Below are 23,418 nucleotides of genomic sequence, written 5' to 3' on the forward strand. Positions count from 1 at the left end.
CGAGATTCGGGGGGCATACGTGCTCGCCAAGAAAGCTCGCCCGAAGACACCGGTCACACTCAATCAGATGATTCGGTTGGTTGCTTCCCTTGGTGGGTTCCTTGGGCGGAAGAGCGATGGCGAGCCCGGCGCTAAGACAATCTGGATCGGCATGCAGCGAACCATGGACGCCGCGCTCACCATTCAAGCACTACGGGAAGAGTCCTGACTTCCGTATAAGGAAATGCCCTAGAACGCCATCGGCTTGCCGTGACGCTCGACATAGGCGCGTGTGGCGGTGAAATACGCTTGCGTCGATTCCGTTGGCACGAACCGCAGTTGCATCAGCCGCCCGGTGGCGTCGTCGACGAAGACCAGCAGCGTGCACGCCGGCGCCCGCTCCTCGAACCAGGCGTGGTCGCTGCCATCGATCTGCACCAGCTCGCCCAGGCAGGCGCGGCGGTTCCGCGGCTGGTGCACCTTGGGCGGGCGCAGCTTGCGCGGCACCCAGAAGCCGGCGTCGATCATGATCCGGCGCACCGTCTCCGTGGCCAGGTCGATGCCATGGCGCTCGCGCAGCTTCTCGGCCGCCAGGGTCGGGCCGAAGTCGGCATAGCTGTCGCGGATCAGGCCCCGGACACGGGATTCGAGCCCGGGCGGCAGCTGGCGGTTGCTGTCCCGGCCGCGCTTGCGTGAGCCCAGGCCACTCGGACCATCCTCGCGGTAGCGCAGCGCTATTCGTTCCACCTGACGCCGCGACAAGCCGAGCTTCTCGGCGGCGCGCCAGACCGGCAGGCCATGTTCGACCACGGCCTGGATCACCTTGAGTCGGTCGAGTTCGCGCATCGTCATCGTGATGGTCTCGGGCATCGACATGGCTGGGGCCTCCGGTCCTGGACAGACACGAAAGCCGCCAGCATGCCAGCCGTGGCTAGGGGTGCGACATTTCTATTTGGCTCAGATGCGACATTACTATTTGGGGCCAACAGCACATGTCCAGGCAAAGTTGAAATGTCCGGGCGCCGGCAAAGTTAAAATGTCCGGTGAGTCTTCAGCTTGCTTGGTCAGTTTTTGGGGTCTTCTGTAGGGCGGTGGTGCTGGCCTGACACGAATGAGTCCAGCTCAGGGTGAAGCCGTCCTGCCAGCAGAGCGGCTTTGAATTACCAGTAGCAAGCTGAGATCAGTTGTCCGTTCCGTTAAGCGGCCACGGCTGCTGCTGTAAGCGTTTTAGTGCTTCCAGCATATCGTTCTGATCCAGCGAGCGCTGCGATTTTTTGCCAGGTGGCCGCCCGCGCTTGCGGGCAATTCCTTCAGTGGCAGGCACAGATAGTGACCGCGTGTTGTCGCGCTTCTCCTGAACGTATTGCGCCAACTGCAGCACGTGTCCCAGCCGCTTGTTATCCACGATCGCGCCCTGATCGACTTCCGACAGCTTGTCGTAGATGGTGTAGGGTAGGGCAGTGCCATTGGCCCGAGGCTCGATCCTGCCATCCGGGTAGTGATAGACATCGATGTAGCGACCGGCCAGCTTCCGATGTTCCGGGGTGTCGGTCAGCAGGTAGAGCATCTTGTCGTACTGGATCGTCAGGCTCTTGGACACGCATCGCGGCTCGCGCCACGCGAAGATCAGATCCAGGTTCTCATCCGGTCGCAGCGGCCGATGGGCGTTGTGGTTGTTGCGCGGCAACTTGGCAAAGCGCGCGTTGTAGTCGGCGATGAACTCCGCCATGAAGGCATTGGCGGCCTGCATGGTGCTGATGCCACGCAGGCGTAGCTCTTTGACCAACCGATCCTGCAGGGTCAGATGGGTTCGTTCCACGCGGCCCTTGGCCTGGCTGCTATTGGCGCAGATGCCTTCGATGTTCAGCTCAAACAACGCCCGGGCAAACTGCGTGTGGCCATCCCCGCCGGTTGCCCCTTGCTTGTTGACCCGGAAAACGCTGGCCTTGTCACTGTAAAACGCCACCGGCTTGCCATGGCGCTCCAGATAGGCACGGGTCGCCGCGAAATACGTGAACGTGGATTCCGAATGAGTGAACCGCAGTTCCATGATCCGGCTGGTGGCATCGTCGACGTACACCAGCAGCGTGCAGGCTGGCGCGCGCTCCTCAAACCAGCGGTGATCGCTGCCATCAATCTGAATCAGTTCGCCATAGCAGGCGCGCCGGTTACGAGGCTGGTAGACCTTGGGCGGCCGCTGTTTGCGCGGCACCCACAGGCCGGCTGCCGTCATCAGTCGGCGGATCGTTTCTTTGGACAAGGTCAGTCCATGGCGCTCGCGCAGCTTCTCGGCCGCCAGCGTTGGGCCGAAGTCGGCGTAGTGTTCCCGGATCAGGCCAAGGGCTACAGATTCGCGGTCCGCAGGCATGCGATTGTTGCTGGGTCGCCCGCGCCGTCGCGACACTAGCCCGGACGGGCCTTCCTGCTTATAGCGTTCCAGCAGCCGCCGGAACTGCCGGTCCGTGATCTCCAACCGTTCGGCGGCCACGCCGGGCCGCAACTGACCATCCACGACCGCCTGGACGGTCTTGAGCCTATCTAACTCACGCATGCTTACTGTGATAACCTCGGTTCCAGCCATCGCCGGGCGTCCTTTTTTGCATTCAACCGGGCAGGCTGAATACCATGGACGGGGAGCTCAGGCGGACATTTCAACTTTGCTGAAACCGGACATTACAACTTTGCCGCTACAGCACAAAAACGCATAATAAACATTATGTTAAATAAACGCGCGCATCCAGCCATCCTCGCGAAGTAATCGACTTCGCGAGGGCTGGTCACAAGCTCGATCGTGTGGGTTTGAAGTCAGCTATGCAGACTATTCCCACGCTCTCTCATCGCCAAGCTTGGCAGCATGGGTAGCCGCCTGCTCAAGCCAGTGGCCGTGGGCTTTCGGAACAACCAAGAGTGTCAGGTCAAGCCCCTCCAGCACTCGAAGGACGTACTCGAAATTTACGCTTTTACCGTTTTCAAGTTTGGATAGCATGCCGACGGATACAGCGCAATTTTTCGCGGCTTGATCAATCGGCATGCCCTGGACAGCCCGAGTTGCTCGAATTCGATCGCCCAACTGTGAAATAGAGCGAATGGTCGCGCGGGCTGGAGGCGTGGGATCAGGAAGAGGCCGTGGCATAGAGCAGCGCAAGAAGGTGTTGCGCCATTGTTTCACGATAATGAAACAATGGCAATATGCCTCGATCGATTGGTGCGGTTCGCGGCGCCTCACCGCGCAACCCCTGGTTTATCGGGGCAATTATTCCTGCGGAATAAGGAAACGCTCGGGTCGTTTGCCGAGCCACCCAGGCGTACGCCCTCTTCCCGACCAAGTCTTTCCAGTCTTGGGATCCATGTACTTTGGCGGCAGTGAAGTCTTCGTTGCAGATGTGGAGCTGGAAGCGGCAGGACGTCCTCGACGGCGCCGCGGGGCTACATCCTCCGGAGAAAGACCATACTGAGCCATCAAGGATTGAATTTGCTCGATAACACTCGCCACCTCGGTTGAACGAGCCTCTTCAATTTGAGCTTCCAAGGCTTCCTTCTGAGCGACAAGCTCTTTGTACGTTGCCATATCTCCGTCTCCGGTTCGTTAGCTAAATCGACTTATACGCACTACATGGCAGAACCGCAAGATATTCTCGCTCTCTATTCTGAGACGTCGTGAACGGGCCCTTGCTGTCTACGCCGATGCAAATCATTTTGGCTCGTGGGGTGTTATGGTGGGCTGCCGTCCCACCTTGCGGTCACGCCCCCCAATTCGGCGGCTTGGCCTCACGAATGTAAAGCGCGAGTGGCCGAGCCAATAGTGTCAACAGGGACGATGGCTCGTTATTCATACTATTTGATTAGCGTGTAACTGTCGCCTCTGAACATGTCCGATATTCCGAAATACAAAGCGACACCGCCGGAAGTAGCAGCTCCTTGCCGGAGCCACACTATTTTTTGGCCAATTTGATGTGTCCCCTTGGGTACATTGTCGAGCGATCAAGCCCTGCTTTGAACGTGGTGAGAAACGCATACTCGACTGCCAATCGATTGATGCTAGCGCCCGGTACCCATGCCACTGGCGTTCAAGCAATACGAATTCAGCCAGCGCCTGGTTGTGCCCCAAGCCAATTGTCCGACAAGCGGTTGGACAATTGCGGCATCCCCACCCTCGCATGGCTTTGACAAGTGATGCCATGCTATTGCACGCGCCCAGGGAGCGCTGGCTGCTCGGGCCAGCTGTTCTCAATGGATCGCCACCTGACTGCGTCCCGCCGACTATGCAGCTCAATTGCATGTCTTGGCGCCTTGGCGGATACTAGATGCGGGTAACTTGCGAGAGTTTCCCGATTTCTTCTTGGACGTTCCACGGCTCTCCGCTACCGGTCGAGAGCCGCTTTTTTTGCGCCGGTACAGGGAAACGAAACCGATTCCCTGTCAGCTGACGCCTTGGATAAGGCAAGTTGCCATCGCCCGTGGGGCGATGGCCATGCACGTCATTCCTGCGGAATGAGGAAGCGCTCGGGGCGCTTGCCCAGCCATGCCGGCGCCCTGCCTCGGCCGGACCAGGTTTTCCCTGTTTTGGGATCCATATACTTGGGCGGGAGCGCTACTTTTTCTGCGGCAGCAGAAGTGGTACCCGCTGGCCGGCCTCGGCGACGGCGAGGCGCAATGTCCTCAGGCGAGAGGCTATACTGGATCATCAGATTACGAATCTGTTCGATGACACCCGCCACCTCAGAGGCGCGTGCCTCTTCGATTTGGGCCTCCAGCGCTTGCTTCTGAGCCAACAATTCCTGATACGTCGTCATCCTGTCTCCAATATTTTCCTATCACGATTGACTTATACGCATTTCCAGGGCGGTCCGCAAGATTTCTTCCAGATAGCCGCCAGATTGGAGAATGGACGGATTGAGCGATGTTGCCCAGGCCCCCAAGTTGTCCAGAAATGGGAAGGAATCGTCCTTTGGGATACTGCCACTGCGACAATGGCTGTTATATGCGGACTGCGAGCATTGCTGCAAAGCGGCGTTACGTGTCCTTCTGAAGGGGGCGGCGCCAGACAGAGCCAGGTAGTATTGGGCAGAGATCTGACCAGATCAAGGCCAAGTATGCCTTGGTGGGCCTCCCGTGAGTCGAACACGGCACCAACGGATTATGAGTCCGCTGCTCTAACCAGGCATGAGCTAGAGGCCCAGTAAAACCAAAAACGGATCAGCTGTCAGCGCTATGCGCAGCATTTGCTTTTCCGTCGATGCAGAGCGCAGCGCTAAGATGCGCCCCACATCTTCGGCCAATCGGCTGGTTGGCAACATCGCGTACCAGCCGAGGTATAAATCAGGCCGCAGCTGCGGGCGAGGCCGCCGGTGCAACAGCCCTCTTTGCCGGGGCCCGCTTTTTCGTCACGGCTTTCACTGCAGCCGTTTTCGGGGCCGCCTGCTTCGCCGCAACCTTATTGCCGGCAACCGCTTTTTTTGCAGCGGGCTTCTTCGCAGCCACCTTGCCAGCCGTTGCCTTCTTTGCGCCGGCGGCCTTAGCCTTCTTTGCAGCCGCTTTGTCCTTTGCAGCCTGCTTTTCAAAGCGAGCTGCAGCCTTTGCGGCTTCCGTAGCCTTGGCGACGTCACGCTTTGCTGCCTCGATCGCCTTCTTGGTGTCGGCGCGCAGCTTCAGCAGACGCTTCTTGGCCGCCTGCGCCTCGCGCGCAAGCACGCTGGCCTTCTTCGTCGGAACGGCTACCTTCTTTGCGGCAGGCTTGCTCTTGGCAACTGCATTCACCCGAGTCGTTGTTTTATTTGCTGCGATCATGTTGGTTATTCATAGTGTTGTGGAGTGCGGAGTATAACCGCACAAGTCGTGTACACAATAGAAAACGATGTACGCATTGCGTCGAGGTGCGAGTCAGACCAGATCACAGGAATCCGCGACGCGGCATAGCGCATAGTGGCTCGACAATCTGATGGAGCAACATCGAAGCATCCGAAACTAATCGGCTGCTGCTGGCCGGACTAACATCGTGTTGTGTTTTGCTCGCGGCCGCTAGTTCTGTAATGGAAAGACCAACACCACATTGTCAACTACCTTTCCGTTCTCAACGGTGCATTCGCTTGCACGATCTGTCCAGCGCAACCGGAGTACCAACAACGCTCTTCAGTCAATTACGCTCAAGTTCTTCCTTGTCTATGACCTTGGCCCGCGGGTAATTGAATAGGCGATCGCCGGCCCGCGCCCCCTGTGATTTCAAGCACCCGCTGCGCAGCAGGGTTGACTTGGTTGTGGATCGCGTGCCGGGCTCCGGCGGCCTTGGCATGTGTCAACGCTAGCGCGCCGACACCGGCGCCACCAGGCTGATCACGAAAATCTCCAGTCGCCTGAAGCCGCGCTTCTTCAGGACGCCTGCGCCAGGTTCTTGCCGCTTATCAGGCAGAGCCGGCTTGCCATGACCTGCATCAGCATTGCCCTGGCCGTCCCCACCACCCACAGCAAGCGGTAGCCGTGGACGGGGCTAGCGGCGCGGTCAGTCGCCCAGTTGCCTGGGTCCATATACCCGACCGCAGCGAGGTAGCCCGGGCCGTGAAAGCGAGCGAAGTCGCGCCAGGCATAGCCGGATGGCGCGGCCACGAGTTGCGGGCGCATGGGCACAATCCGCTGGCGCCCCTATACGGCGACCGGGAACAGGCGGGCGAATAAAGACGCCGCGCCCTCGGCAACGTTACGTGCGCGTTTCCGGCGCTGGCTTTGCGGCGCCACAGGCACATCCAGTTCTGCGCTGGCATTGCGGCGCGCAGTTGCATCCGGCTCCGCAGGCGCACGGATTCCGTTCAGCAGTTGCCTGGCAACCGCAGGCGCAGCCGGCGCCAGGGCAAGCAGCGCAATCGCATTGGGATTGGGTAGTGGTAGTCATGGCAGAGCTCCTTTCTGTTCGAAACGAGACGCCAGTGTGCCGGCCACCGATGACGGGCAGCTTGAACGAAACGGCTAACATTCGCCTAGACGCGCTGGACGCTGATCCCGCCGAAGGTATGCGGTTGGTGGGCAGCGACAATGGCAGCCACCCCAATCTTGTCCGGGAGTCTGCAAGCGGACTCTGCGTCGATGGCCAACTGCGCTGCCAGCGGCAAGGTAAGATTTGGTTCCAGCCAACGCCCCCCGAAGACACGTCAGCACAAGAGCCCGCTCACGCTAGAACGGGGCCAGTCAGTGGGGGGCTTACAGCCGGATCAGGATCAGGAGAAGGCCACCCAACGCGGTCGGCATCGCGCACAAAATGCCGCAGAACAACGCCCCGAGGATCGACTGGCCGTCAAGGTCGTAAGCGATCTTCCATTGCTGGCCCTGGGCAGCCTGACTCAAGCTGCGCCGTTCGGTATCGTTGCGGTGCAGGACTTTCGAGAAAAGTTGCATTTAAGACTCCGAGTTAGGGAAGCTTCCAGGAACCGGGACCACGGGCGGACAGGCCGGAGATAAGCCTTGCAGCCATGTGCGGATCTTCAATTTTCAATCCCGAACCAGAGTCACTGATTTACGAAGTAAGTGCTTCGATCCTTGGCTGGTGCTGAGATTCTGTACTCACCGATGAAAGAAAGACTATCGGTCTAATGACGGACTGCATTGTTGATGCACAGGTTGATTCAGACCTGAAACGCAGCGAACCTGTGACGGGTGATCCGCGCAATCAGGGCGACAGGCTTTGAACTCCGGCGCTTCACAATCTTCGGTGCATTGCAGACCAGGCGTTGGACACCGCCAGCTACACCGAGATAAATAACTGCCAAAAAGGCGAGCGTATAGGCTGGTGAGGATTTGAGCTGCGAATTGTGGGCATACGTATCGAGCAAAGCGTAGCCGCAATGCTTCTTCCCATACCGCAGACCTTATCCCTCAAAATGATGCGTGCTATTTGGGCTCGATGCACAGGCCCCATTCGCCTGCGTCGCCGTCGCCGTTACAGAATTGAAATAAAAAACGGCTGGCATCGTTCTCTCCCCGCGAGCGCTCCGAGGGTTGTTTTGAAAAATTGCAAGCTGCCACCGTCAAGTGTGCGTCTTGTTTGAGCGTGGCGTTTCGGCTCTGCATCAACCCGTGCGCCGCTGCACTAGCCTGTTCGCCTGATGTGCTGCTGCGTCATGGCGAACTACGCTTGCAGTGAAGATCACCGCAATTGAATCTGGGGCGCCATGAGTAACTGGGAGCGGCGGGGCGCAGTGAGCGTCCACCGACCTCGCACTATGTAGGGCGCGAGCACAGGGTGGTCGCATCGGACCGCAGTGAGCAGGCTGGCAACTATAGAGCCAGGGCACTACCCCAACACTGCCTTGGTCAGCTGACCCACACCAGAACTTGTCGACCTAATTAACGTTTATGCTAAATAACCCCCTTTACGCTGCGGTTATGCTTGTCGAGTCAGCGAGATCAATCAATCCGAGTTCGAATTCTCACAAGTGTTACGATGAATTTACGACAACAACCGAAAAATCGATTCGCCTTATCCTTAGTCAGTCTGAATGCAATTGCGGAAACAGTATTAGGGATGCTTGGCTCGCCTACGGCGTCTACTTAGCCTGGTGGAAGCTTACTGTCGGTCAACGGACATCGGAGGACGACGAGCGCTTGCACAAGCTTGTCAAGGGCTTTAGAGAGGCGCCCTAGCGATGGTATTCCGCTGCATCGCGAGGTCTGTTGCTTCTCGACGGAGCAGCGCAACTGCGAATAGCGACTACGCCAACTACGCGGGGAGCGCAAGCACCCAGGCGCTGTGGCCAACCTGTTGACTTGAAAACCTGCCCACGCAGCATAGCGTCATGCTGCCGGTCGGAAAATATACCGGGACCAGTTCTTGCCAGCCATTGCGGCCGACCAAGGCGTGAGCATCGATGAAATGAAACGCCGATTTGATACTCAGGTGCCCCGCCCGACGCAGGGCGCGGCCGACAATGAGTGTTCCTTGGGCTCCCGCTGCATATCCTGCTCAGGGCATGAAGCTGGCTACTACTGGGCGGCGGAAACCGATATCTCCGATCCCAACGACTGCACCCGCGACTCCCAAACCATTGTTGAGGACTGCCAAGAATATGCTGAGGAGCGCCGAGAATCCAGCAGCAAACCCGAAAGTTAATGGTGTCCGACCGGAAAATTACCCTTAGCTCGGTGCATGCTAATCAGCGTCCGATTCGGCTAGCGAACGAAGGAACATCGGAACCTTGGCGCGGTTGGTGGCCTGAACACGGGCGATGAGCGCGTAATCGACCTGCCTGACTCCGTACGTCCGAGCGATATCGAGTCGCAGTCGATGCCACAGATGGCAGGTCATTTCAGCGTCGGCCATCGCTCTGTGCGCGCGCCCGGTCTTGGGCAAATGGAGCAAATCGACGAGTGTTGATAGCCTGTGATTTTGAGCGTGTGGGTAGATACGTCTGGAGGTGAGCATCGTGCACGCGAAGTGCTGATTGGCCGCGATGTCCAGGAGCCCAAGCTCGGCTTGCCAAAACCTTCGGTCAAATCCGGCATTGTGGGCTACCACCGGATGTCTGCCGACAAACCTGGCCGCTTCACTCATGACCTTCGATGCGGCAGGCGCATCTGCGATCATGTCATTGGTGATTCCGGTCAGGCTTACAACCTGCGAGGGGATACGCCTTCCAGCGTTCATCAAGCTTTGATAACGGTCGATAATCTCGCCGTCACGCAGCAAGATGACAGCAATTTCCGTGGCTCGGTCACCGAGACTTGGCGACAATCCCGTCGTTTCAAAATCAAGAACCGCGACCGTCTGCATCCTGCTTCTAAGTTGTTTGGTGCCGACGGCGAGACTCGAACTCGCACAGCTTTCGCCACTACCCCCTCAAGATAGCGTGTCTACCAATTTCACCACGTCGGCTGTAAAGAAACAATATTGCCTGACGTCGGGGAAATCAGGCCTTTCCGCTCTCGCTGGGGCATTTCCCTTCGCTTAAGCCCCAATCGCTGGGAAATCGTTTCAAGCTTTGCATTCTAACCTAAGATTCGCGCTCTGGTCACGGCGAAGGGCGCGCGGATGGCACCGTGCAAGAGCAAATGACTCGCGGGCCATGCGCCGATCCCGAGCATGACTTGCCTAACGCCCATGCCCACGCATGATTTCTACTTGTTCAGCGATGATAGCCAGGAGCTCAGCCATTGAGCCGGAGAAGCGCTGTCGTACCTGTTGAAGCGCTTTTCGCCCGCTGGCCGAACGCACGAGTTCATAGCCGTCTCCCCTTTGCGATCCCTTTGTCTGCGCGCTCGCGGGGAATCAGATATGGCCGGGCAGGCATTATTTCGGCGTGAATCGTTTCAAAGGACATAGCGCAATTCTCGAAAAGTGAAACCCTTGCCGTCCAGGGACGGCCTCGGCCCGACCAGGTTTTTCCCAGTCTTGGGGTCACGATACTTCGGAGGCAGCTCGGACTTCGGCTTGCTTGCACCACAGCTCGCCGGGCGCCCGCGTCGGCGCATAGTAATGTCCTCGACTGTCAGGTCATACTCTGCCATCAAAGTCCGGATCTTCTCGATGACACCTGCCCCTTCATTGGCACGCACTTCTTCAATTTGAAGCGGTGCACCGCATAAGATGAGCATTGGTGTTGCGATAGGCTGTGCAATCGCAGCACTGGCGATTCCTCCACCACTTTGCGATTGGGGGAAGGATATCCGCTGACCTTAGCTCGGCAGCCCGGCCATGCTCTGAGCCCATTCGAGTATCGGCTCGAACCGGGATGGCAGCAGTTGCTGGGCCTCAGCAAATGTCACCCAGCGGAACTCGTGGTGCTCTGGACGCCCTAGTTCAGCGCTAATTGGTAAGCGCACCTCACCGCTCGGTGACGCCGCCAGATAGAAGCGCGCTATCTTGCCGTTCGTATAGGGTTCTGTTTCGCGATAGTCCTTCCCCCAGCGAAGCTCAAGCGTTGACAAGCCGGTTTCCTCCCTGGCTTCCCGCATCGCTGCCGATAATGGCTCTTCGTTAGGTTCTGGTATGCCTTTGGGCATGTCCCAATTTCGATATGCGCGTAGGACCAGGCAGAGCCACTGACCAACCGTAGGTCGGAGCACAACCAATCCAGCAGAATGCTTAATGAGCCTCATTGGCAGTCTCCCTCATACCCAGCATAAAGTATGCGTACTCCACGATCTCGGCGACGTCCGAGCAACTCCAAATCAGGGGCCGGCAACCCCGCTTCTGCTGGCATGCAAACTACAAACGTCGGGGCGGAATCGAGAATGCTTACGCTGCACGCAGAAATGGGTACGCTTGGTTGTGGCAAAGGGGGCAAAGGGGCGGCCGACCCGCTCTCAAGTGAACCTGCTCCATTGGCGATTAAGCTATGGTGTGCTGGCATAACCCGTTAAAAGCTGATTTGTCCATCGCTTACGGACGCCGGCTTTCGAGGGCCGGCTGAGGCGGATGGGTGGTAAGCAATGGGATATCAGTGAGCAGCGGCCGGCTGATTTTCAGCGAAGCCAAGAACCCCCATGTGGGCATCGCCCTGCGTTTGCCGGTGTACCGCAAGGTGCCGAACCTGGACTCCGTGGAAGCCCGCCGCGCTGCTTACGTTGGCTCGCTCGGTGCAGGCATTCGCGTGGCTGATTTGCTGAAGGACCTGGCCAGCAACGAGAACATGTGCTGGGTCAGGTTCCGCGTCTACGATGCCGGCGACTTTTTGGGACCTCGGCAAAGGGAATGCCCACTTTTCGCGGGAAACGGCGCGCTTGCTGGCTTGGCGCGGCCACAAGCCGACCCCGGACACACTGTTCCAGGCGATCGCGACTAGCCATCGTACAGTGCTGCGGGAAAAAAATGGACAAGGCCTTGCATGACCGTCAGCCGTTCGAGTTCGAATGCCCCTACCGCTCTCAACGTGGGAAATGCCGGCAGTGCCCAGCGAACTCGTCGATGCGTTCTGGCATGCCCATATCCTGGATACCAGGCGCTATGCCGACGACTACCAACTGCTTTCGTCGTCGAAGATCCGCAGGTCGTCTGCCTCTTTGGCGTTCATCTGCGAACTGCGCCTTCAGAACGGTGAGCGGTTGAGACTGGAAATCGGGGACGTGTCACAATCCGGCCTTGGTCTGCGATCGAACGAAAGCGACATCCGTCGGCTACCGATCGGCACGGTCTTGAGAGGCTGCAAGCTCGAGCTTGGCCAGCAGCGCCTGCAAGATATCACGCTGCAGGTAGCGGGATGCGGCCTGCAGTGGCAGGGTCGAAGTGTGATGCACACGCTAGGCTGCGCCTTTGTTTTGCTCACACTCCATCAGCAGACCCTCTTACAGCGACTGGTCTACCAGATCGAACGCGCACGGCGGCAATGATGTTGCGCGCAGCGTTCGCCAAAGCGGCTCAACCTTGCACCGTTTGAAGCTCAGTTTCTCGCGCGAGCTGATTCACTTCCTTACGTGGAGCAGTGATCCAGCTCGCCATGGTGTCGGGAAACGCCTGAGACCTCAACGACCCATATGCCTTGGCTACGCTGCGCTGCATCGCAGCACACGAAGGGCTTGATTCCGCCGGGCAGACCGATTACGGTAAACGCTCGGTTGTGCGCAAACTCAGCGCGTCCTCGCACCGAATCCACTCGCAGTGTCTTCCTACCCTCTTCCGTGGAACTCCATCCACGGAGCAGCAGTCGTAGTTCCTTTTTTCGTGCCCGACAAAGGAGCCTGACATGCTCAGTCCACATGAAATCGCCGCGCTGCTACTGCTTGGCGACGCGCATGACATCGACGATCTTGAGCCAGAGCAGCTCGACGGATTGCTGGTCCGCAAACTGGTGACGATGGAGCACGGTCATGGTGGCGATGATGTCCATCCTCGCTTGACCAGTCAAGGTACTTCCATGTTTGAAGCCCTACGCCGCATTGCGTAATGTGGCGCGTGCGGCATGCAGTGCGATTTTCGTGCTTAGCACCGGGAAGGCGTGAGTATCGAAAAGCCCTATCGCGTTGTGACCTGTTTGTCGCGACGGATTGCTAACGCCGAATACCGCACGCACTAGCCTCGTTGAGGAAGCGGTAGGCCAGTGGTGGCCGTCATCGTGCGGGCCGACATCTGAATTCTTGCAAATGTGCCGGTGATGCCAACTGTGGTGTTTGCATGATCGGCGGGCATCGTGGCTAGGTATCCTGTCGAGTCAGCGTGCGGATACCAGGGTAGATTTCTGAGCGCCAGCGGGTGCCAGAGAATAGATCATAGTGGCCGCAGTGGCGCGCTGTCATATGCCGCTTGTCGCGTGCCGCAATGCCGCGACACAGAGCATGCGCCGCGTGCGTCTGTCCGCAGCCGGAAATGGCGTCGTGTTCGCCTTCTATGGTCAAGAGCCTAGTGGCTCGGATGTCTTGCGGACGCACGAGCTGTCCTTGCACGAACCAATTGTCGCGCGCCAGACGGAATTCCTGGAACACGATCTGGATGGTATCCAGGTAGAACTCTGCCGCCATGTCGAGCACCGCGTGGTAGCCATCGCAAACGCGCCGGAGGGCTTCGGCACGCTCGTAGTCACCTGCGGCGCGTTCCAAATAATAGTCCCAATGCGACGCCGCCAACAAACCTGGCTGTGCCGCCATCAAACCGGCAAGCTGCAGGAAGTTCGGGTACACCTTGCGACCGGCACCGGCATAGCGACCGGGCACGGTATAGATCAAATTCCGTTGGAACCACATGAGGGAGTGGTCTGCGGCGAACCTTCCCACCGCGGTAGGGCTGCGACGCGCATCGATCGGCCCGCCCATTAGGATCAGGCTGCGGGGAGCCGGCTCGTCCGCGCTGGCCAACAGCGAAACAGCTGCCAGGGCCGGTACGGTAGCCTGGCAGATGGCAATCACGTGCAGCGGGTCCTCCGTGCCAATCTGACGGATAAAAGCCTGCAGTTCGGTGACATAGTCATCCAGGTGAAACGGCCCGTCCACCACGGGCACACAGCGCGCATCGATCCAGTCCGTCACATAGACGATATGCTCTGCCAATAAGGTTTCGACGACCTCGCGGAGCATGACGGCGTGATGCCCTGCCAGCGGCGCACAGACCAGCACAGCAGGTCTTGTATGGGAGGCGGCGGGGCCAAGAGCGACCGGATCCGGTGCGAAGCGCAATAGGCGGCAAAATGCCCGTTCCAGGACGACTTGCTCCACCACCGGGACGACGCAGCCGTTGCGCTCAATGGCTGCGATACCGAACCCCGGCTTGTCGTCGCTTTGTCCCAGACGGGACAGCATTTCGTAACCAGTGGCAAACATGTGAGCGCCCGGTATCTGCGACAGCGGGTTCTCATGATCGGAAAACGCGCTGGCCGCGTTCGCTGCCCACACAGCGAATGGCGCGAACATTGCGCGCTGATACTCCATGAACCGGTAGAGCATTGAAGCCTCCAAGGAAGTACACCGGCTGGAAAGCGGCACGACCAAGCTCGCACCGCGGAATCTCCACTGTGGAGGCCCCATACCTATGCGGGTGCCGGGCCTCTACCAGAGTTTCACTATAGGCGGCGGGGCAGATACTGCTGCAGTGCCAAAGATTGGTGAACCATCCAGGGCGGTAGATATCGGAGGTAGCAGCCCCATCATGGCGGTACCGCTTAGGTAGTCAAGGGCAGACTGGTCTCCGGAATTTCAAGGGTTCTGCCTCCTAGAACATCACCGGTACCTGCTAGGCGTTCCCGGGAGTACAAGATCGCGGCGAGCGCGTCGGCTATGCGTACGTTGCCACAACGGGGGCACGTAGGTCCCCTGGCGGTCATGCACGTGCATGCGATGTGCATTCCGGGCGGCATTAAAAATCGCCGTGGCGCGGGATGCAAAGTAAGTCTCCGTGTTCGTTCCCGGAACGAGCGATGCCCTGCCGATCGCGGCCAGCCATGACATGCGATTCGCACTAATCTGATCAACGCGCTCGAGGCAATGAACGGGGACAGCGATGATATCCGTGAACTGCGCATCAGCACCAGTCAGGCCGACGCTGGCTGTGTGGTTGTGACTGTTTGTGACCCGGGGCCGGGCTTTGCATCGCAAAACCCCGAGCAGGCGTTGGCACCGTTCTTCACGACCAAGCCGACGGGTCTCGGGATGAGGCTGTCGATCTGTCGTTCGATCATCGATGCGCACGGCGGCGAGCTGTCGATCGGCAATGGCGTGCCCCCATTGGATGATGATGCGGGACCTGCTCGCTGATCACGCTGTCGCAACAAGGAAACGCCGACGCTCGCGAGGACGAAGCGTCGGCACAGGAGGAAGAATCAGAATGCCTCAGGCGTGCACCGGCCCGGGAGAACGGCTGGCGCTACATCACCGGAGTGAAGATCGGCGCCCCCTGCTTTTTGATCAGCAGCACGACGAACTTCGCCGGCTTGGTGTTGCTGGCATTGCGCCCAACAGTGTGGAGATCGTCCGGGCCTTCATAGAAGGTTTCGCCCGCCTTGAGCGTGACTTCCTTGCCGCCCTTCACGCCCATCACAATGCTGCCTTCGAGCACGTAGACGAACGCGTGCGCATCATGACGATGCACAGGGTCGTAGGCGCCAGGCGGATACTCCACCGTGATCATTTCCACTTCCTTGCCCGGATAATCGGGCAATGCCTTCGTGGTCAGCGGTTTGACCACGACGTCCGGCGGCGCTGCGTGGGCCAGCTGCACCGACAGCGCCAGCAGCAGGCTTGCCGCCATCGCAATCATGCCTTTCATGGCATCACTCCAGATTGGCTTTGTCCAGTCCGAACGTCTTGTCAAAGGCGCCCGGCACCATGCGGAACGCTACGTTCAACCGGTTCCAGGTATTGATTGCGCCCACCAGGAAAGTCAGGTCGGACAGCTCCTTTTCGGAATACTGGGTGCGCACGCGCTCGTAGATATCGTCGGGCACACCTTCTGCGGACAGCCGGGTCAACGCTTCGGTCCATGCCAGCGCTGCGCGCTCGCGCGGCGAGAACAGCGTGGATTCGCGCCAGATCGCTACATGATGCAGCCGCAGTTCGCGCTCGCCGTGGATCTTCGCCGTCTTGATATGCATGTCGACGCAGAATGCACAACCGTTGAGCTGCGACGCGCGAATCTCGACGAGTCCGCGAACGTGTTCCTCGATCGTCGTCTTCGGGAACAGGCTGTTGAGCTCCATGAGCTTTTTTAACAGTTCCGGGGATTGCTGAAAGTAGTTGATGCGTTGAGCCATGATCACTCCTGCTAGGTTGGCGGGGATGCTCGCCGGACCTGCGCTGGATTGCTGCAGGCACCGCTTGGGAAGGATCGTAGCCTTCGGCCCGCGGCACCAGTAGTGCCGCCAAGGTACCCACTCTGTTGTCGCATCGACACCAATCGGAGCCAGCGTTGGCCAAAGCTGATCAGGGGCTCCTGCGGGTGGGTGCCAAGGCGGCGACGGATCCATCTATCCGATGAAATAGGAAGCAAGCGTCATGTCGTAATCGGCTTGAACAAGGTCTACCATTTAAGCCGAGCAAAGAACTTGTCATCGCAATCAGGCGTTCAACCATGCCACATGCAATCCGCGTTCGTCCAGAACCGGGCCCTTATCCATAGGGCATGATTGTTCCACAATGGCTTCATACGATGCGACGGTGACAGGCACGTTCAGTGATACCCCCCACACCAGGTGCGCAGCGCGTTCCTCTACCCTGATATGGAGAATCTGCCATGAAGATCGTTGTAATCGGTGGTTCTGGCCTGATCGGCTCACGTCTTGTCACGCTACTCAAAGAGGCGGGCCACACGGCAGTCGCCGCATCCCCGCGTACCGGTGTCAACACAGTGACCGGCGAAGGCCTAAGCCATGCACTGGTGAACGCGGATGTCGTCGTGGATGTGACGAATGCGCCGTCTTGGGAGCCGCAGGCGGTGCTCGACTTCTTCCGCACCTCGGCACGCAATCTCGGCAAGGCCGAGGTGGCTGCGGGGGTGCGCCATCACGTCGCGCTGTCGATCGTCGGCGCCGACCGCATGCCGGACAACGCGTATTTCACGGCCAAGGTTGCACAGGAAGCGGTGATCGACGCGGCCGGTGTGCCATACACGATCGTGCGCGCCACGCAGTTCATGGAATTCATCGGGGCCATCGCGGATTACGGTACGGATGGCGGCACTGTGCGCATTGGCGACGGGATGTTCCAGCCGATCGCTGCGGATGACGTCGCGGCGGCGCTTGCGCAGGTCGCGCTGGGGGCGCCGCTAAACGGCACCATCGACATCGCCGGACCGGACCGCGCGCCCTTCGCGCAGATCGTTTCGCGCTATCTGAAGTCGGTGGGCGACGCGCGCACCGTCGTGACGGATCCCGACGCGCGATACTACGGCGGCCAAGTCGAGGAACTGTCGCTCGTGCCGCTGGGCGATGCGCGGATAGGTCGCACCAGTCTCGATCAGTGGCTGGCGCGCGCTCATGTGAAGTGATCCATAAATTCGGCAGGTAGCTCGCGACGGAAGGCGCCGTGCTGAACCAACTCAACGGCGGACCACTTCGCACCTTCACGAAGGGGCAGAACTTCACCGATATGCCTGGCGACCGGCACGACGTCAGTGCCAACGCGAGCAAGACGGAGCCCGCCAAGCTGCTTGCGGTGTTCGTCGTGGACACGAATGAGACCGTGCTAACCACGCCATTGAAGCGTTAACAGAGCACAGCGCCTGATGTGTGCCGCGACTAACCCTTGCGAGGCGTACAGGTTTGTACGCCAAAGCCGAGGCCGACGGGGAAAAGCAACCTGGATCATGGGCCAGATGGGACAGTTCCAGCACATCCAGTAAACGAAGCAATTGCCGGGGCGTATTTGCACCCAATGCAATCCACCCGTCAGTTGTTGCGCGTGCCGAGGCCGCGGACGGGATGCTTCCCGGCTGGCGATGATCAGCGCCAAAGGTGGCGCGCGAAGAACGTCAGCGTGCGGTCCCAGGCGACCTGCGCCCAAGCGGCGTCATACTGGGTACCGGCGATGCGGCCGTCGCCGATGGCCTCCTCGTTGGCAAAGGCATGGTGCGCGAGGTAACGGTGGAACGTCGCGTCGACGCCGCCGGCGCGCAGCTTCTCCTCGAGCTTGTCGAAGTCCTCGGCCGCAAAGAACGCGTCCTGCGCGGCCGAGTGAACGAGCACCGGCACCTTGATATTGGCAGGATCGATCGCTTCCAGCGGCGGCATGCCGTAGAACGGCACACCTGCGTTCAGCTCGGGGATGGAGTTCAGCGACAGCAGTGTCAGCGCACCACCCATGCAGAAGCCGGTGATACCGATGCGGCTGCTCAGGGTGCCGAGGTACTGCACGGCGCCGCGGATGTCCTGCGCCACGGCGTCGCCGAAGTTCAGCTTGGACATCAGGTGGTGGGCCTCTTCCTGCTCGACCGTGCTGGCGCCGCGGTAGAGGTCAGGTACCAGCGCGTAGTAACCGGCACGCCCAAGGCGGTCGGCAACGCCGCGAATCTGGTTGTTCAGCCCCCACCACTCCTGGACAACGATGATGGCCGGCGCGCCGTCAGTGAGATCCGGCCTGGCAAGGTAGCCGTTGACCGACTGGCCGTCGGGACGGATGAACGAGACGGTCTGACCGATGTGTCGCATGATTGGCTGCTCCTGTCGTTTGCGGTGGACCAGATGGGCCGGATGATAGCGCAAGGGGGCGCTCCGGAATGCGCGGGCAGCGGCGGGCAGCGGCGCGCAGCGTGGCCAGCTCGCCGGTGGCGGCCTCGTTGGCCGCCTGCCAGATGGTCTGGACCGCCCCGGCCGCTGCTCGATCAGCGCTCAATGTCAGCTCGAGAGTGGCCGCCTACCACCCGAAGCACGTTACCTTCTGGCGTAACCTGCCGCGGAATGTCGTTGTATGTCAGCCTGCCGGGCCTTGCCCCTTGTGGCCGGCCGTAACGGTGAGATTTTCGCTACTCGACGCGTCCGGCCGCTTGTTGCAGGAGGACCCACACGACTATTCTTCGGTTTGTGTGCCGATGGCTTCAGGTATTTCGTGGCGGAACTGCGCGCCTCCGGCGGGTTCCATACTTCTATGTAGCGCTCCCCGGCAAACGCCGATGTTGCAAGTACCATTGTTACCAGGCCGTACAGTAGATTCTTGGCCAATATCGCCTCCGCGTTGTGTTTTGGCGACCGCAGCAAGTCGGCTTCTGGTCGCACCGTATTCTCGCACGCCGGGCGCGAGCCAACTCGGGTGTTCGCCGGACGCGACAGCCTGTTCGTGCACGACCGGAGACGGTCCTTCAGCGCCGGAGGATTGTTCTTGACGATCTCCGCGTCGCGCGGCATCAAGAAATCGACCACGACGTCGATCGCTTCCCCGCCATCTCGCGTTGTGACCTGGCGAACCAGCTGGAAGCGCCGAAGCCCCTCGCGCTGCGCGTATCCATGGCATTAAAGAGCGCCGATCAAGGTCGCGTATTCGCCATCGCCGAGTGCTTCCGCATCTAGCCCTACGTCCACATCGAGCTGCCCATTCCCGATCAATCAAGCCGTTGCGTACATTGCTGACGTGCCCCAGGCTGACTCCGGAGATTTCCGACAACTCGGTGACGCGCCAAGCACGGTCGGGCTCGCGCAGCATGGCGCGTAGAACCTGGGCCGACTTCGGCCTGAACAGCGACTTTAGTTCGCGTTGTTCGGCGGCGGGCTTGTCTGCCACCCACCCGGGGGGCTGCTATCTGCCAGAATTGCGGGCTTCATCCCGTCCCAGGCAACACATGCAGGCTCAAAGCATTCTCTCCGCCACGCTGACGCAGCGCGAACTTGAAGTCCTGGGGCTGATCGCATCCGGCATGAGTTGCCGCGCCGTTGCCGCTGCATTGCGGATCAGCGTGCTGACCGCCCGCAAGCATCGCAGCAACTTGCTGGCCAAGACGGGCTTGCGCAATGCGGCGCAGCTTGCCGCCTACGCGGTGGCGCACGGCTTTCGTCGATCTCGCGCGGCCCATCGAGGCGGCAATGGCGGCGCATCCGGCGGGCGTGCCACCGGCTGTGCTGACGCAGCGTGAGCGTGACATTGCGCAACGGGTAGCAGCGGGGCATACCAGCAAGCGGATTGCCAGGGAACTCGGCCTGAGCAACCTGACCGTGCGCAAGCATCGGGAGAACCTGTACCGGAAACTCGGCGTGGGCAATGCGGCCGGCGTGGCGATCTATTGCCTGCGCCATGGCCTCTGGCGCCATGAGTGAATCCCTGTGCTAACGGAGATACGGCATTGGCAGTATTGCAAGCCGCGTGCGCGCGGCGGGATGATGCTGCGCAAGGCTTGACCGCGAAGTCCGGAAAGCCAGAGCTGGCGCGGGATTCATGGAACTGTATGTCAATTGAATAATATTTAAAAGAGATTTTCGCGCGCTGGAGAGTTTGTTGGTTTCAATGGGGACAGGCATGTCGCAGAACAAGAATGCCGGGGCGGCGCCCGGGGACAGCGACGGGCTTGTCCCAGGAGGCGCGCCCGCGTACCAGGCCAATCGTCCAGTGCGCGGGCGGCGGCGCGAGCAACAGCAGGCCATCCTCGACGCCAGCCATGCGGCCCGGGAGTGTGAGCGGCAGCGCATCGCCTGCAGCCTGCACGACGAAGTGGGCCAGGCGCTTGCCCTCGCGCTATTGCGGCTGGGCCAGTTGGAGAAGCTGGCATGCCCGCCGCAGGCACGCGCGCTGATCGGCGAGGCGCGTACGCTGGTGGCGGAGGCTGCCGCCAGCGTACGCGCGGCGACGATCGATCTCGGCCTTGGCCTGCTGGCGCAGGGGCCGCTCGACGACGCGCTGCGTAGCCTGGCGCATTGCGCAGGGGAAGGATCGAGCGGGGTTCCCCGCCTGCTGCTGGATCTGCGCGGCCCCCAGGCGCCGCTTGAGCAAGCTGCCACCGCGGTGTTGCTGCGCGTGGTGAAGGAGCTGCTTGCCAACGTTCGCAAGCATAGCGGCGCATCCCAGGTGTGGGTGCGTACGGCCTGTAAGCGCGGCCACGTCACGGTCAGCGTGGAGGACGACGGCCGTGGCTTCGATCCGGGCTCTGTTGCCGGCCAGGGCAGTGCTGGGGGCGGTTTTGGCCTTCCCAGCAGCGCGGCACAGCTTCGCGCGCTGGGGGCACGCCTCGAAGTGGGCTCCGCGCACGGCAGCGGCACGCACGTGCGCATCGTGATGCCCACGGGGCACTGGCGGGCGGCGGGCGTCGATACCGGCGGCTCGGCGCACCGCGACGGAATCCACACCATGCCGCGAGGTTGAGCATGCCGCAGACTCGTGTTTTGCTTGCCGACGATCACACGCTCTTCCGGGAGGGACTTGCCGCCTTGCTTGAGCGCGAAGCGGACATGACCGTCATCGGCCAGGCCGGCGACGGCATGGAAGCCTTGCGCATGGCGCAGGCCTTGCTCCCGGACGTGATCGCCCTCGATCTCGGCATGCCGGTACTCAACGGCATCGACGCGCTCTGCCGCATCGTGCCGGACGTGCCCTCGGCGCGCGTCCTGTGCCTCTCGGCGCATGGCGAGCAGCGCAGGATCGCCGCCGCGCTGGACGCCGGCGCGCTTGGCTACCTGCTCAAGGATTGCGCCTGCGACGAACTCGGCAAGGCCATCCGCACGGTGGCGGGAGGACGTTCCTATCTCAGTCCCGAGGTGGCCACCGCGATGGTCGCCAGCCTGCGCTGCGCGCGGCACCACGGCTCGATCGAGCCGAGCGCGCAGCTCAGCACGCGCGAGCGGCAGATCCTGCAGTTGCTGGTGGAGGGGCACTCCACCCGGGAGATCGCCGACCGGCTGCACATCAGCGGCAAGACGGTGGGTACCCATCGCGAGCACATCATGGCCAAGCTCCAGGTCAAGGGCATTGCCCAGCTGACGCGCTACGCGATTCGCGAAGACCTCTTCTAGGCGCTACGCCGCCGGCGGCCGCGATATCCGTGCTGCTGATGCGCGAATCAGCATTCCTGAAGGTGCGAATCAGGCCGCGGCACAGTTCGGCGGCGCCCGCGATAACCGACCATGAATGCCAGACGAACGGTGCATGCGCGATGGCGGCGGGGCACGGCGCGTCGGCGGAGGGTGGGGCCTGGATGCCGCCACCGTCCCTTCTCGGCAAACGATCTGGAGCAAAAAAAATGGCAAACGTCGATACCGTGGGTCTGTGGAAGCAGTGGATGGGCGCCCTGCAGGCGACCGCCTTCCCCAATGGCATGTCCGCACAGCAGCAGTTCAGCGCCGGCTCAACCACCCTGAACGTGGACCTGGGCAACGCCGACCCGGACATCATCAATGCCTATGTGTACGGCATCGGCGATGTCGTGCCTGCCAACAGCCCGGCCTATGCGCCGGTGGGCGGCCTTCTGGCCACGTACGCGACCTTCCTCGACTGGATCGACCTTGGCGCCATGGTTAATCCGAACCTGGACAGCCAGGTCAACCAGGCCGCGGCGGCGCTCAATACCGCGCAGACCGCATTCAACAATGTCCAGGTAGCGGCCTATACGGCTTACGGGGCGTACAAGAACGTCAATCCCTCGCCGCCTCCCTTCCAGACTTGGGTGCAGCAGAGCTATCCGTCCTACCTGAGCGCCAACAATGCGCTGATCGGCGCCGCCAGCGCGTATGACGAGATCATGATCAAGGCCTATGGGGCCGGCTATAGCGTGGTGCAGCAGGCGCGGGCCAAGGTGGGCATCAACGGCGCGCAGAGCATGACGCTGCAGAACCCGTACAACATGCCGGTCAAGGTGGGCAGCGTCGCACCCGCAGGCAGCCAGCCGGTGGTGATCGGTGGCACCAATCCGGTGCCGGTGAACAACCTGATCTCGGCCTTCGCGCCGTCCTATTCCCTGCAGGCGTTTAGCGCCAAGTACGCCGAGTGGCAGCAGGCCAGCGTCGCCGGCAAGAACAACGCCGGCGCGTCGATCTCGGTGACTTCCGCTTCGAAGACTTACGACTTCGACGAGTTCGGCTGGAGCACCTCGGTAGACGCCAGCCTGTTTGGCGACTTCTTCTCCTTCTTCGGCAGCGGTTCGGCCAGCGGGCAAAAGACCAGCATCAATACCACCAGCAGTGACTTCAGCCTGACCGTGGACTTCACCGGCTTCGGCACCTTCCCGGTCGGCCCGGGGCTGTGGTGGGACAACGGCGGGCTGGTGTCGACCTACCATCAGCGGCTCAAATCCGGCGCGCCGGCCTTCTTCGCCGACAGCGGCTCGCTGGCGCGGATGGCGACGCAGATCGTGGTGGGCTTCCAGCCGACCGTGAAGTTGAAGATGGCGGCCAGCGACTACAGCAACGTCAAGAACACCTGGCAGGCGCAGGCGACCGCGTCGATCGGCATCGGCCCTTTCCGCATCGGCTCGGCCACGGTGTCGACCAACGGCACCAAGCAGGACATCAAGTGGGACGATGCATCTGCCACGGTCACGATCGGGCCGGTCAGCAGCACCCTGCCGATCCTGCTCGGGGTAGTAAGCCAGCAGCTGGGCACCTGAGGCCGTCGCGATCGCAGTCCCTC

The 23,418-nt window shown here is 60.7% G+C and carries 26 protein-coding genes, 2 tRNA genes and 4 pseudogenes; 13 read left to right on the plus strand and 19 right to left on the minus strand.

The annotated features are described in order from the left end of the window. Positions 1 to 208 (plus strand): IS4 family transposase (locus E1J61_RS05285; RefSeq protein ID WP_305791051.1); only part of this gene is annotated, 208 nt, incomplete at its 5' end. A gap of 23 nt (positions 209 to 231) precedes the next feature. Here E1J61_RS05285 and E1J61_RS05290 read toward each other — a convergent pair. From E1J61_RS05290 to E1J61_RS05330, 9 genes and pseudogenes are all read right to left on the minus strand, one after another. Then, a pseudogene (locus E1J61_RS05290) lies at positions 232 to 855 on the minus strand (ISNCY family transposase); the annotation flags it as partial. 304 nt (positions 856 to 1,159) lie between these two features. Then, positions 1,160 to 2,560, minus strand: a complete 1,401-nt coding sequence (locus E1J61_RS05295) for an ISNCY family transposase (protein WP_133093100.1) — start codon at positions 2,558 to 2,560, stop codon at positions 1,160 to 1,162. A gap of 237 nt (positions 2,561 to 2,797) precedes the next feature. Next, complete coding sequence (locus tag E1J61_RS05300; RefSeq protein ID WP_243736787.1) at positions 2,798 to 3,010, minus strand: XRE family transcriptional regulator; 213 nt, start codon at positions 3,008 to 3,010, stop codon at positions 2,798 to 2,800. A gap of 222 nt (positions 3,011 to 3,232) precedes the next feature. Further along, positions 3,233 to 3,547, minus strand: coding sequence for an H-NS family nucleoid-associated regulatory protein (locus E1J61_RS05305; protein ID WP_133093101.1), 315 nt, complete (start codon positions 3,545 to 3,547; stop codon positions 3,233 to 3,235). A gap of 910 nt (positions 3,548 to 4,457) precedes the next feature. Next, positions 4,458 to 4,772 carry an H-NS family nucleoid-associated regulatory protein gene (locus E1J61_RS05310; protein ID WP_133093102.1) on the minus strand — a complete coding sequence of 105 codons (315 nt, stop codon included), beginning with the start codon at positions 4,770 to 4,772 and terminating at the stop codon, positions 4,458 to 4,460. Between the two features lie 306 nt (positions 4,773 to 5,078). After that, positions 5,079 to 5,157 (minus strand) — tRNA-Ile (locus E1J61_RS05315). Between the two features lie 141 nt (positions 5,158 to 5,298). Next, positions 5,299 to 5,766: a fumarate hydratase gene (locus tag E1J61_RS05320; protein WP_133093103.1), complete on the minus strand. Its 468-nt coding sequence runs from the start codon at positions 5,764 to 5,766 to the stop codon at positions 5,299 to 5,301. Positions 5,767 to 6,345: 579 nt separating this feature from the next. Next, positions 6,346 to 6,594, minus strand: coding sequence for a hypothetical protein (locus tag E1J61_RS05325; RefSeq protein WP_195427232.1), 249 nt, complete (start codon positions 6,592 to 6,594; stop codon positions 6,346 to 6,348). Between the two features lie 573 nt (positions 6,595 to 7,167). Beyond that, positions 7,168 to 7,362 (minus strand): hypothetical protein, encoded by a 195-nt coding sequence (locus tag E1J61_RS05330; RefSeq protein WP_133093104.1) that lies wholly within the window; start codon positions 7,360 to 7,362, stop codon positions 7,168 to 7,170. Positions 7,363 to 8,821: 1,459 nt separating this feature from the next. On the opposite strand from E1J61_RS05330, the gene E1J61_RS05335 reads away from it, so the two are divergent. After that, complete coding sequence (locus E1J61_RS05335) at positions 8,822 to 9,073, plus strand: hypothetical protein (protein WP_133093105.1); 252 nt, start codon at positions 8,822 to 8,824, stop codon at positions 9,071 to 9,073. Positions 9,074 to 9,112: 39 nt separating this feature from the next. On the opposite strand, the gene E1J61_RS05340 is transcribed toward E1J61_RS05335, so the two are convergent. The 4 genes and pseudogenes from E1J61_RS05340 to E1J61_RS05355 form a co-directional block, all read right to left on the minus strand. Further along, the gene (locus E1J61_RS05340; protein ID WP_133093106.1) at positions 9,113 to 9,733 is read right to left on the minus strand and encodes a PolC-type DNA polymerase III; all 621 of its coding nucleotides are present in this window, start codon (positions 9,731 to 9,733) and stop codon (positions 9,113 to 9,115) included. Positions 9,734 to 9,750: 17 nt separating this feature from the next. Next, a tRNA-Leu gene (locus tag E1J61_RS05345) sits at positions 9,751 to 9,835 on the minus strand. Positions 9,836 to 10,319: 484 nt separating this feature from the next. After that, positions 10,320 to 10,554, minus strand: a pseudogene (locus E1J61_RS05350) (H-NS histone family protein); the annotation flags it as partial. A gap of 81 nt (positions 10,555 to 10,635) precedes the next feature. Then, positions 10,636 to 11,058: an NUDIX domain-containing protein gene (locus E1J61_RS05355; RefSeq protein ID WP_133093108.1), complete on the minus strand. Its 423-nt coding sequence runs from the start codon at positions 11,056 to 11,058 to the stop codon at positions 10,636 to 10,638. 344 nt (positions 11,059 to 11,402) lie between these two features. Here E1J61_RS05355 and E1J61_RS38125 point away from each other — a divergent pair, with 344 nt between their 5' ends. The 3 genes from E1J61_RS38125 to E1J61_RS05370 all read left to right on the plus strand — a co-directional run bounded on the left by E1J61_RS38125 (position 11,403) and on the right by E1J61_RS05370 (position 12,842). Then, a complete protein-coding gene (locus E1J61_RS38125) occupies positions 11,403 to 11,744 on the plus strand; it encodes a CHASE domain-containing protein (RefSeq protein ID WP_243736788.1) in 342 nt (113 codons plus the stop codon). 103 nt (positions 11,745 to 11,847) lie between these two features. Continuing rightward, the gene (locus E1J61_RS38130; protein ID WP_243736789.1) at positions 11,848 to 12,288 is read left to right on the plus strand and encodes a PilZ domain-containing protein; all 441 of its coding nucleotides are present in this window, start codon (positions 11,848 to 11,850) and stop codon (positions 12,286 to 12,288) included. Positions 12,289 to 12,641: 353 nt separating this feature from the next. Further along, the gene (locus E1J61_RS05370; protein ID WP_133093110.1) at positions 12,642 to 12,842 is read left to right on the plus strand and encodes a hypothetical protein; all 201 of its coding nucleotides are present in this window, start codon (positions 12,642 to 12,644) and stop codon (positions 12,840 to 12,842) included. A gap of 247 nt (positions 12,843 to 13,089) precedes the next feature. On the opposite strand, the gene phaZ is transcribed toward E1J61_RS05370, so the two are convergent. Beyond that, on the minus strand, positions 13,090 to 14,331 hold the full coding sequence (phaZ, locus tag E1J61_RS05375) for a polyhydroxyalkanoate depolymerase (RefSeq protein ID WP_133093111.1): 1,242 nt from the start codon (positions 14,329 to 14,331) through the stop codon (positions 13,090 to 13,092). Positions 14,332 to 14,850: 519 nt separating this feature from the next. Between phaZ and E1J61_RS05385 the strand changes: the two genes are divergently transcribed. Further along, positions 14,851 to 15,138, plus strand: coding sequence for an ATP-binding protein (locus E1J61_RS05385; RefSeq protein ID WP_256376127.1), 288 nt, complete (start codon positions 14,851 to 14,853; stop codon positions 15,136 to 15,138). A gap of 109 nt (positions 15,139 to 15,247) precedes the next feature. Here E1J61_RS05385 and E1J61_RS05390 read toward each other — a convergent pair whose 3' ends face one another. Further along, on the minus strand, positions 15,248 to 15,649 hold the full coding sequence (locus E1J61_RS05390; RefSeq protein WP_133093113.1) for a cupin domain-containing protein: 402 nt from the start codon (positions 15,647 to 15,649) through the stop codon (positions 15,248 to 15,250). A gap of 4 nt (positions 15,650 to 15,653) precedes the next feature. Further along, a complete protein-coding gene (locus tag E1J61_RS05395; RefSeq protein WP_133093114.1) occupies positions 15,654 to 16,133 on the minus strand; it encodes a carboxymuconolactone decarboxylase family protein in 480 nt (159 codons plus the stop codon). Between the two features lie 479 nt (positions 16,134 to 16,612). On the opposite strand from E1J61_RS05395, the gene E1J61_RS05400 reads away from it, so the two are divergent. Beyond that, a complete protein-coding gene (locus tag E1J61_RS05400; RefSeq protein ID WP_133093115.1) occupies positions 16,613 to 17,365 on the plus strand; it encodes an SDR family oxidoreductase in 753 nt (250 codons plus the stop codon). A gap of 38 nt (positions 17,366 to 17,403) precedes the next feature. Then, positions 17,404 to 17,586 (plus strand): hypothetical protein, encoded by a 183-nt coding sequence (locus tag E1J61_RS05405; RefSeq protein WP_243736790.1) that lies wholly within the window; start codon positions 17,404 to 17,406, stop codon positions 17,584 to 17,586. Between the two features lie 233 nt (positions 17,587 to 17,819). Here E1J61_RS05405 and E1J61_RS05415 read toward each other — a convergent pair whose 3' ends face one another. The 3 genes and pseudogenes from E1J61_RS05415 to E1J61_RS38140 form a co-directional block, all read right to left on the minus strand. Further along, complete coding sequence (locus E1J61_RS05415) at positions 17,820 to 18,524, minus strand: dienelactone hydrolase family protein (protein ID WP_195428368.1); 705 nt, start codon at positions 18,522 to 18,524, stop codon at positions 17,820 to 17,822. A 642-nt stretch (positions 18,525 to 19,166) separates the two neighbouring features. Continuing rightward, a pseudogene (locus E1J61_RS38135) lies at positions 19,167 to 19,403 on the minus strand (hypothetical protein); the annotation flags it as partial. After that, a pseudogene (locus tag E1J61_RS38140) lies at positions 19,399 to 19,590 on the minus strand (hypothetical protein); the annotation flags it as partial. The pseudogenes E1J61_RS38135 and E1J61_RS38140, both read right to left, overlap by 5 nt. Before the next feature lie 58 nt (positions 19,591 to 19,648). Between E1J61_RS38140 and E1J61_RS38145 the strand changes: the two are divergent. From E1J61_RS38145 to E1J61_RS05460, 5 genes are all read left to right on the plus strand, one after another. Then, a complete protein-coding gene (locus tag E1J61_RS38145) occupies positions 19,649 to 19,939 on the plus strand; it encodes a response regulator transcription factor (protein WP_133093117.1) in 291 nt (96 codons plus the stop codon). Continuing rightward, positions 19,923 to 20,120, plus strand: a complete 198-nt coding sequence (locus tag E1J61_RS05445; RefSeq protein WP_240746092.1) for a response regulator transcription factor — start codon at positions 19,923 to 19,925, stop codon at positions 20,118 to 20,120. The genes E1J61_RS38145 and E1J61_RS05445 overlap by 17 nt, the downstream gene beginning before the upstream one ends. Positions 20,121 to 20,319: 199 nt before the next feature. Then, positions 20,320 to 21,159: a sensor histidine kinase gene (locus E1J61_RS05450; RefSeq protein ID WP_243736791.1), complete on the plus strand. Its 840-nt coding sequence runs from the start codon at positions 20,320 to 20,322 to the stop codon at positions 21,157 to 21,159. A gap of 2 nt (positions 21,160 to 21,161) precedes the next feature. After that, a complete protein-coding gene (locus E1J61_RS05455; protein WP_133093119.1) occupies positions 21,162 to 21,806 on the plus strand; it encodes a response regulator transcription factor in 645 nt (214 codons plus the stop codon). A 227-nt stretch (positions 21,807 to 22,033) separates the two neighbouring features. Continuing rightward, positions 22,034 to 23,395 (plus strand): hypothetical protein, encoded by a 1,362-nt coding sequence (locus E1J61_RS05460; RefSeq protein WP_243736792.1) that lies wholly within the window; start codon positions 22,034 to 22,036, stop codon positions 23,393 to 23,395. Positions 23,396 to 23,418 lie beyond the last annotated feature (23 nt).

Source organism: Cupriavidus sp. L7L (genome assembly GCF_004353535.1).
GTDB classification, from domain to species: domain Bacteria; phylum Pseudomonadota; class Gammaproteobacteria; order Burkholderiales; family Burkholderiaceae; genus Cupriavidus; species Cupriavidus oxalaticus_A.

What these genes read in the sequence shown, in the direction of transcription:
- E1J61_RS05390 (WP_133093113.1), bottom strand. Translation starts at nt 15,649, where the DNA reads ATGAAAGGCATGATTGCGATGGCGGCAAGCCTGCTGCTGGCGCTGTCG.
- E1J61_RS05400 (WP_133093115.1), top strand. Translation starts at nt 16,613, where the DNA reads ATGAAGATCGTTGTAATCGGTGGTTCTGGCCTGATCGGCTCACGTCTT.
- E1J61_RS05340 (WP_133093106.1), bottom strand. Translation starts at nt 9,733, where the DNA reads ATGCAGACGGTCGCGGTTCTTGATTTTGAAACGACGGGATTGTCGCCA.
- E1J61_RS05295 (WP_133093100.1), bottom strand. Translation starts at nt 2,560, where the DNA reads ATGGCTGGAACCGAGGTTATCACAGTAAGCATGCGTGAGTTAGATAGG.
- E1J61_RS05330 (WP_133093104.1), bottom strand. Translation starts at nt 7,362, where the DNA reads ATGCAACTTTTCTCGAAAGTCCTGCACCGCAACGATACCGAACGGCGC.
- E1J61_RS05450 (WP_243736791.1), top strand. Translation starts at nt 20,320, where the DNA reads ATGTCGCAGAACAAGAATGCCGGGGCGGCGCCCGGGGACAGCGACGGG.
- phaZ (WP_133093111.1), bottom strand. Translation starts at nt 14,331, where the DNA reads ATGCTCTACCGGTTCATGGAGTATCAGCGCGCAATGTTCGCGCCATTC.
- E1J61_RS05325 (WP_195427232.1), bottom strand. Translation starts at nt 6,594, where the DNA reads ATGCGCCCGCAACTCGTGGCCGCGCCATCCGGCTATGCCTGGCGCGAC.
- E1J61_RS05415 (WP_195428368.1), bottom strand. Translation starts at nt 18,524, where the DNA reads ATGCGACACATCGGTCAGACCGTCTCGTTCATCCGTCCCGACGGCCAG.
- E1J61_RS05460 (WP_243736792.1), top strand. Translation starts at nt 22,034, where the DNA reads ATGGCAAACGTCGATACCGTGGGTCTGTGGAAGCAGTGGATGGGCGCC.
- E1J61_RS05370 (WP_133093110.1), top strand. Translation starts at nt 12,642, where the DNA reads ATGCTCAGTCCACATGAAATCGCCGCGCTGCTACTGCTTGGCGACGCG.
- E1J61_RS05300 (WP_243736787.1), bottom strand. Translation starts at nt 3,010, where the DNA reads ATGCCGATTGATCAAGCCGCGAAAAATTGCGCTGTATCCGTCGGCATG.
- E1J61_RS05310 (WP_133093102.1), bottom strand. Translation starts at nt 4,772, where the DNA reads ATGACGACGTATCAGGAATTGTTGGCTCAGAAGCAAGCGCTGGAGGCC.
- E1J61_RS38145 (WP_133093117.1), top strand. Translation starts at nt 19,649, where the DNA reads ATGCAGGCTCAAAGCATTCTCTCCGCCACGCTGACGCAGCGCGAACTT.
- E1J61_RS05305 (WP_133093101.1), bottom strand. Translation starts at nt 3,547, where the DNA reads ATGGCAACGTACAAAGAGCTTGTCGCTCAGAAGGAAGCCTTGGAAGCT.
- E1J61_RS05455 (WP_133093119.1), top strand. Translation starts at nt 21,162, where the DNA reads ATGCCGCAGACTCGTGTTTTGCTTGCCGACGATCACACGCTCTTCCGG.
- E1J61_RS05355 (WP_133093108.1), bottom strand. Translation starts at nt 11,058, where the DNA reads ATGAGGCTCATTAAGCATTCTGCTGGATTGGTTGTGCTCCGACCTACG.
- E1J61_RS05320 (WP_133093103.1), bottom strand. Translation starts at nt 5,766, where the DNA reads ATGATCGCAGCAAATAAAACAACGACTCGGGTGAATGCAGTTGCCAAG.
- E1J61_RS05395 (WP_133093114.1), bottom strand. Translation starts at nt 16,133, where the DNA reads ATGGCTCAACGCATCAACTACTTTCAGCAATCCCCGGAACTGTTAAAA.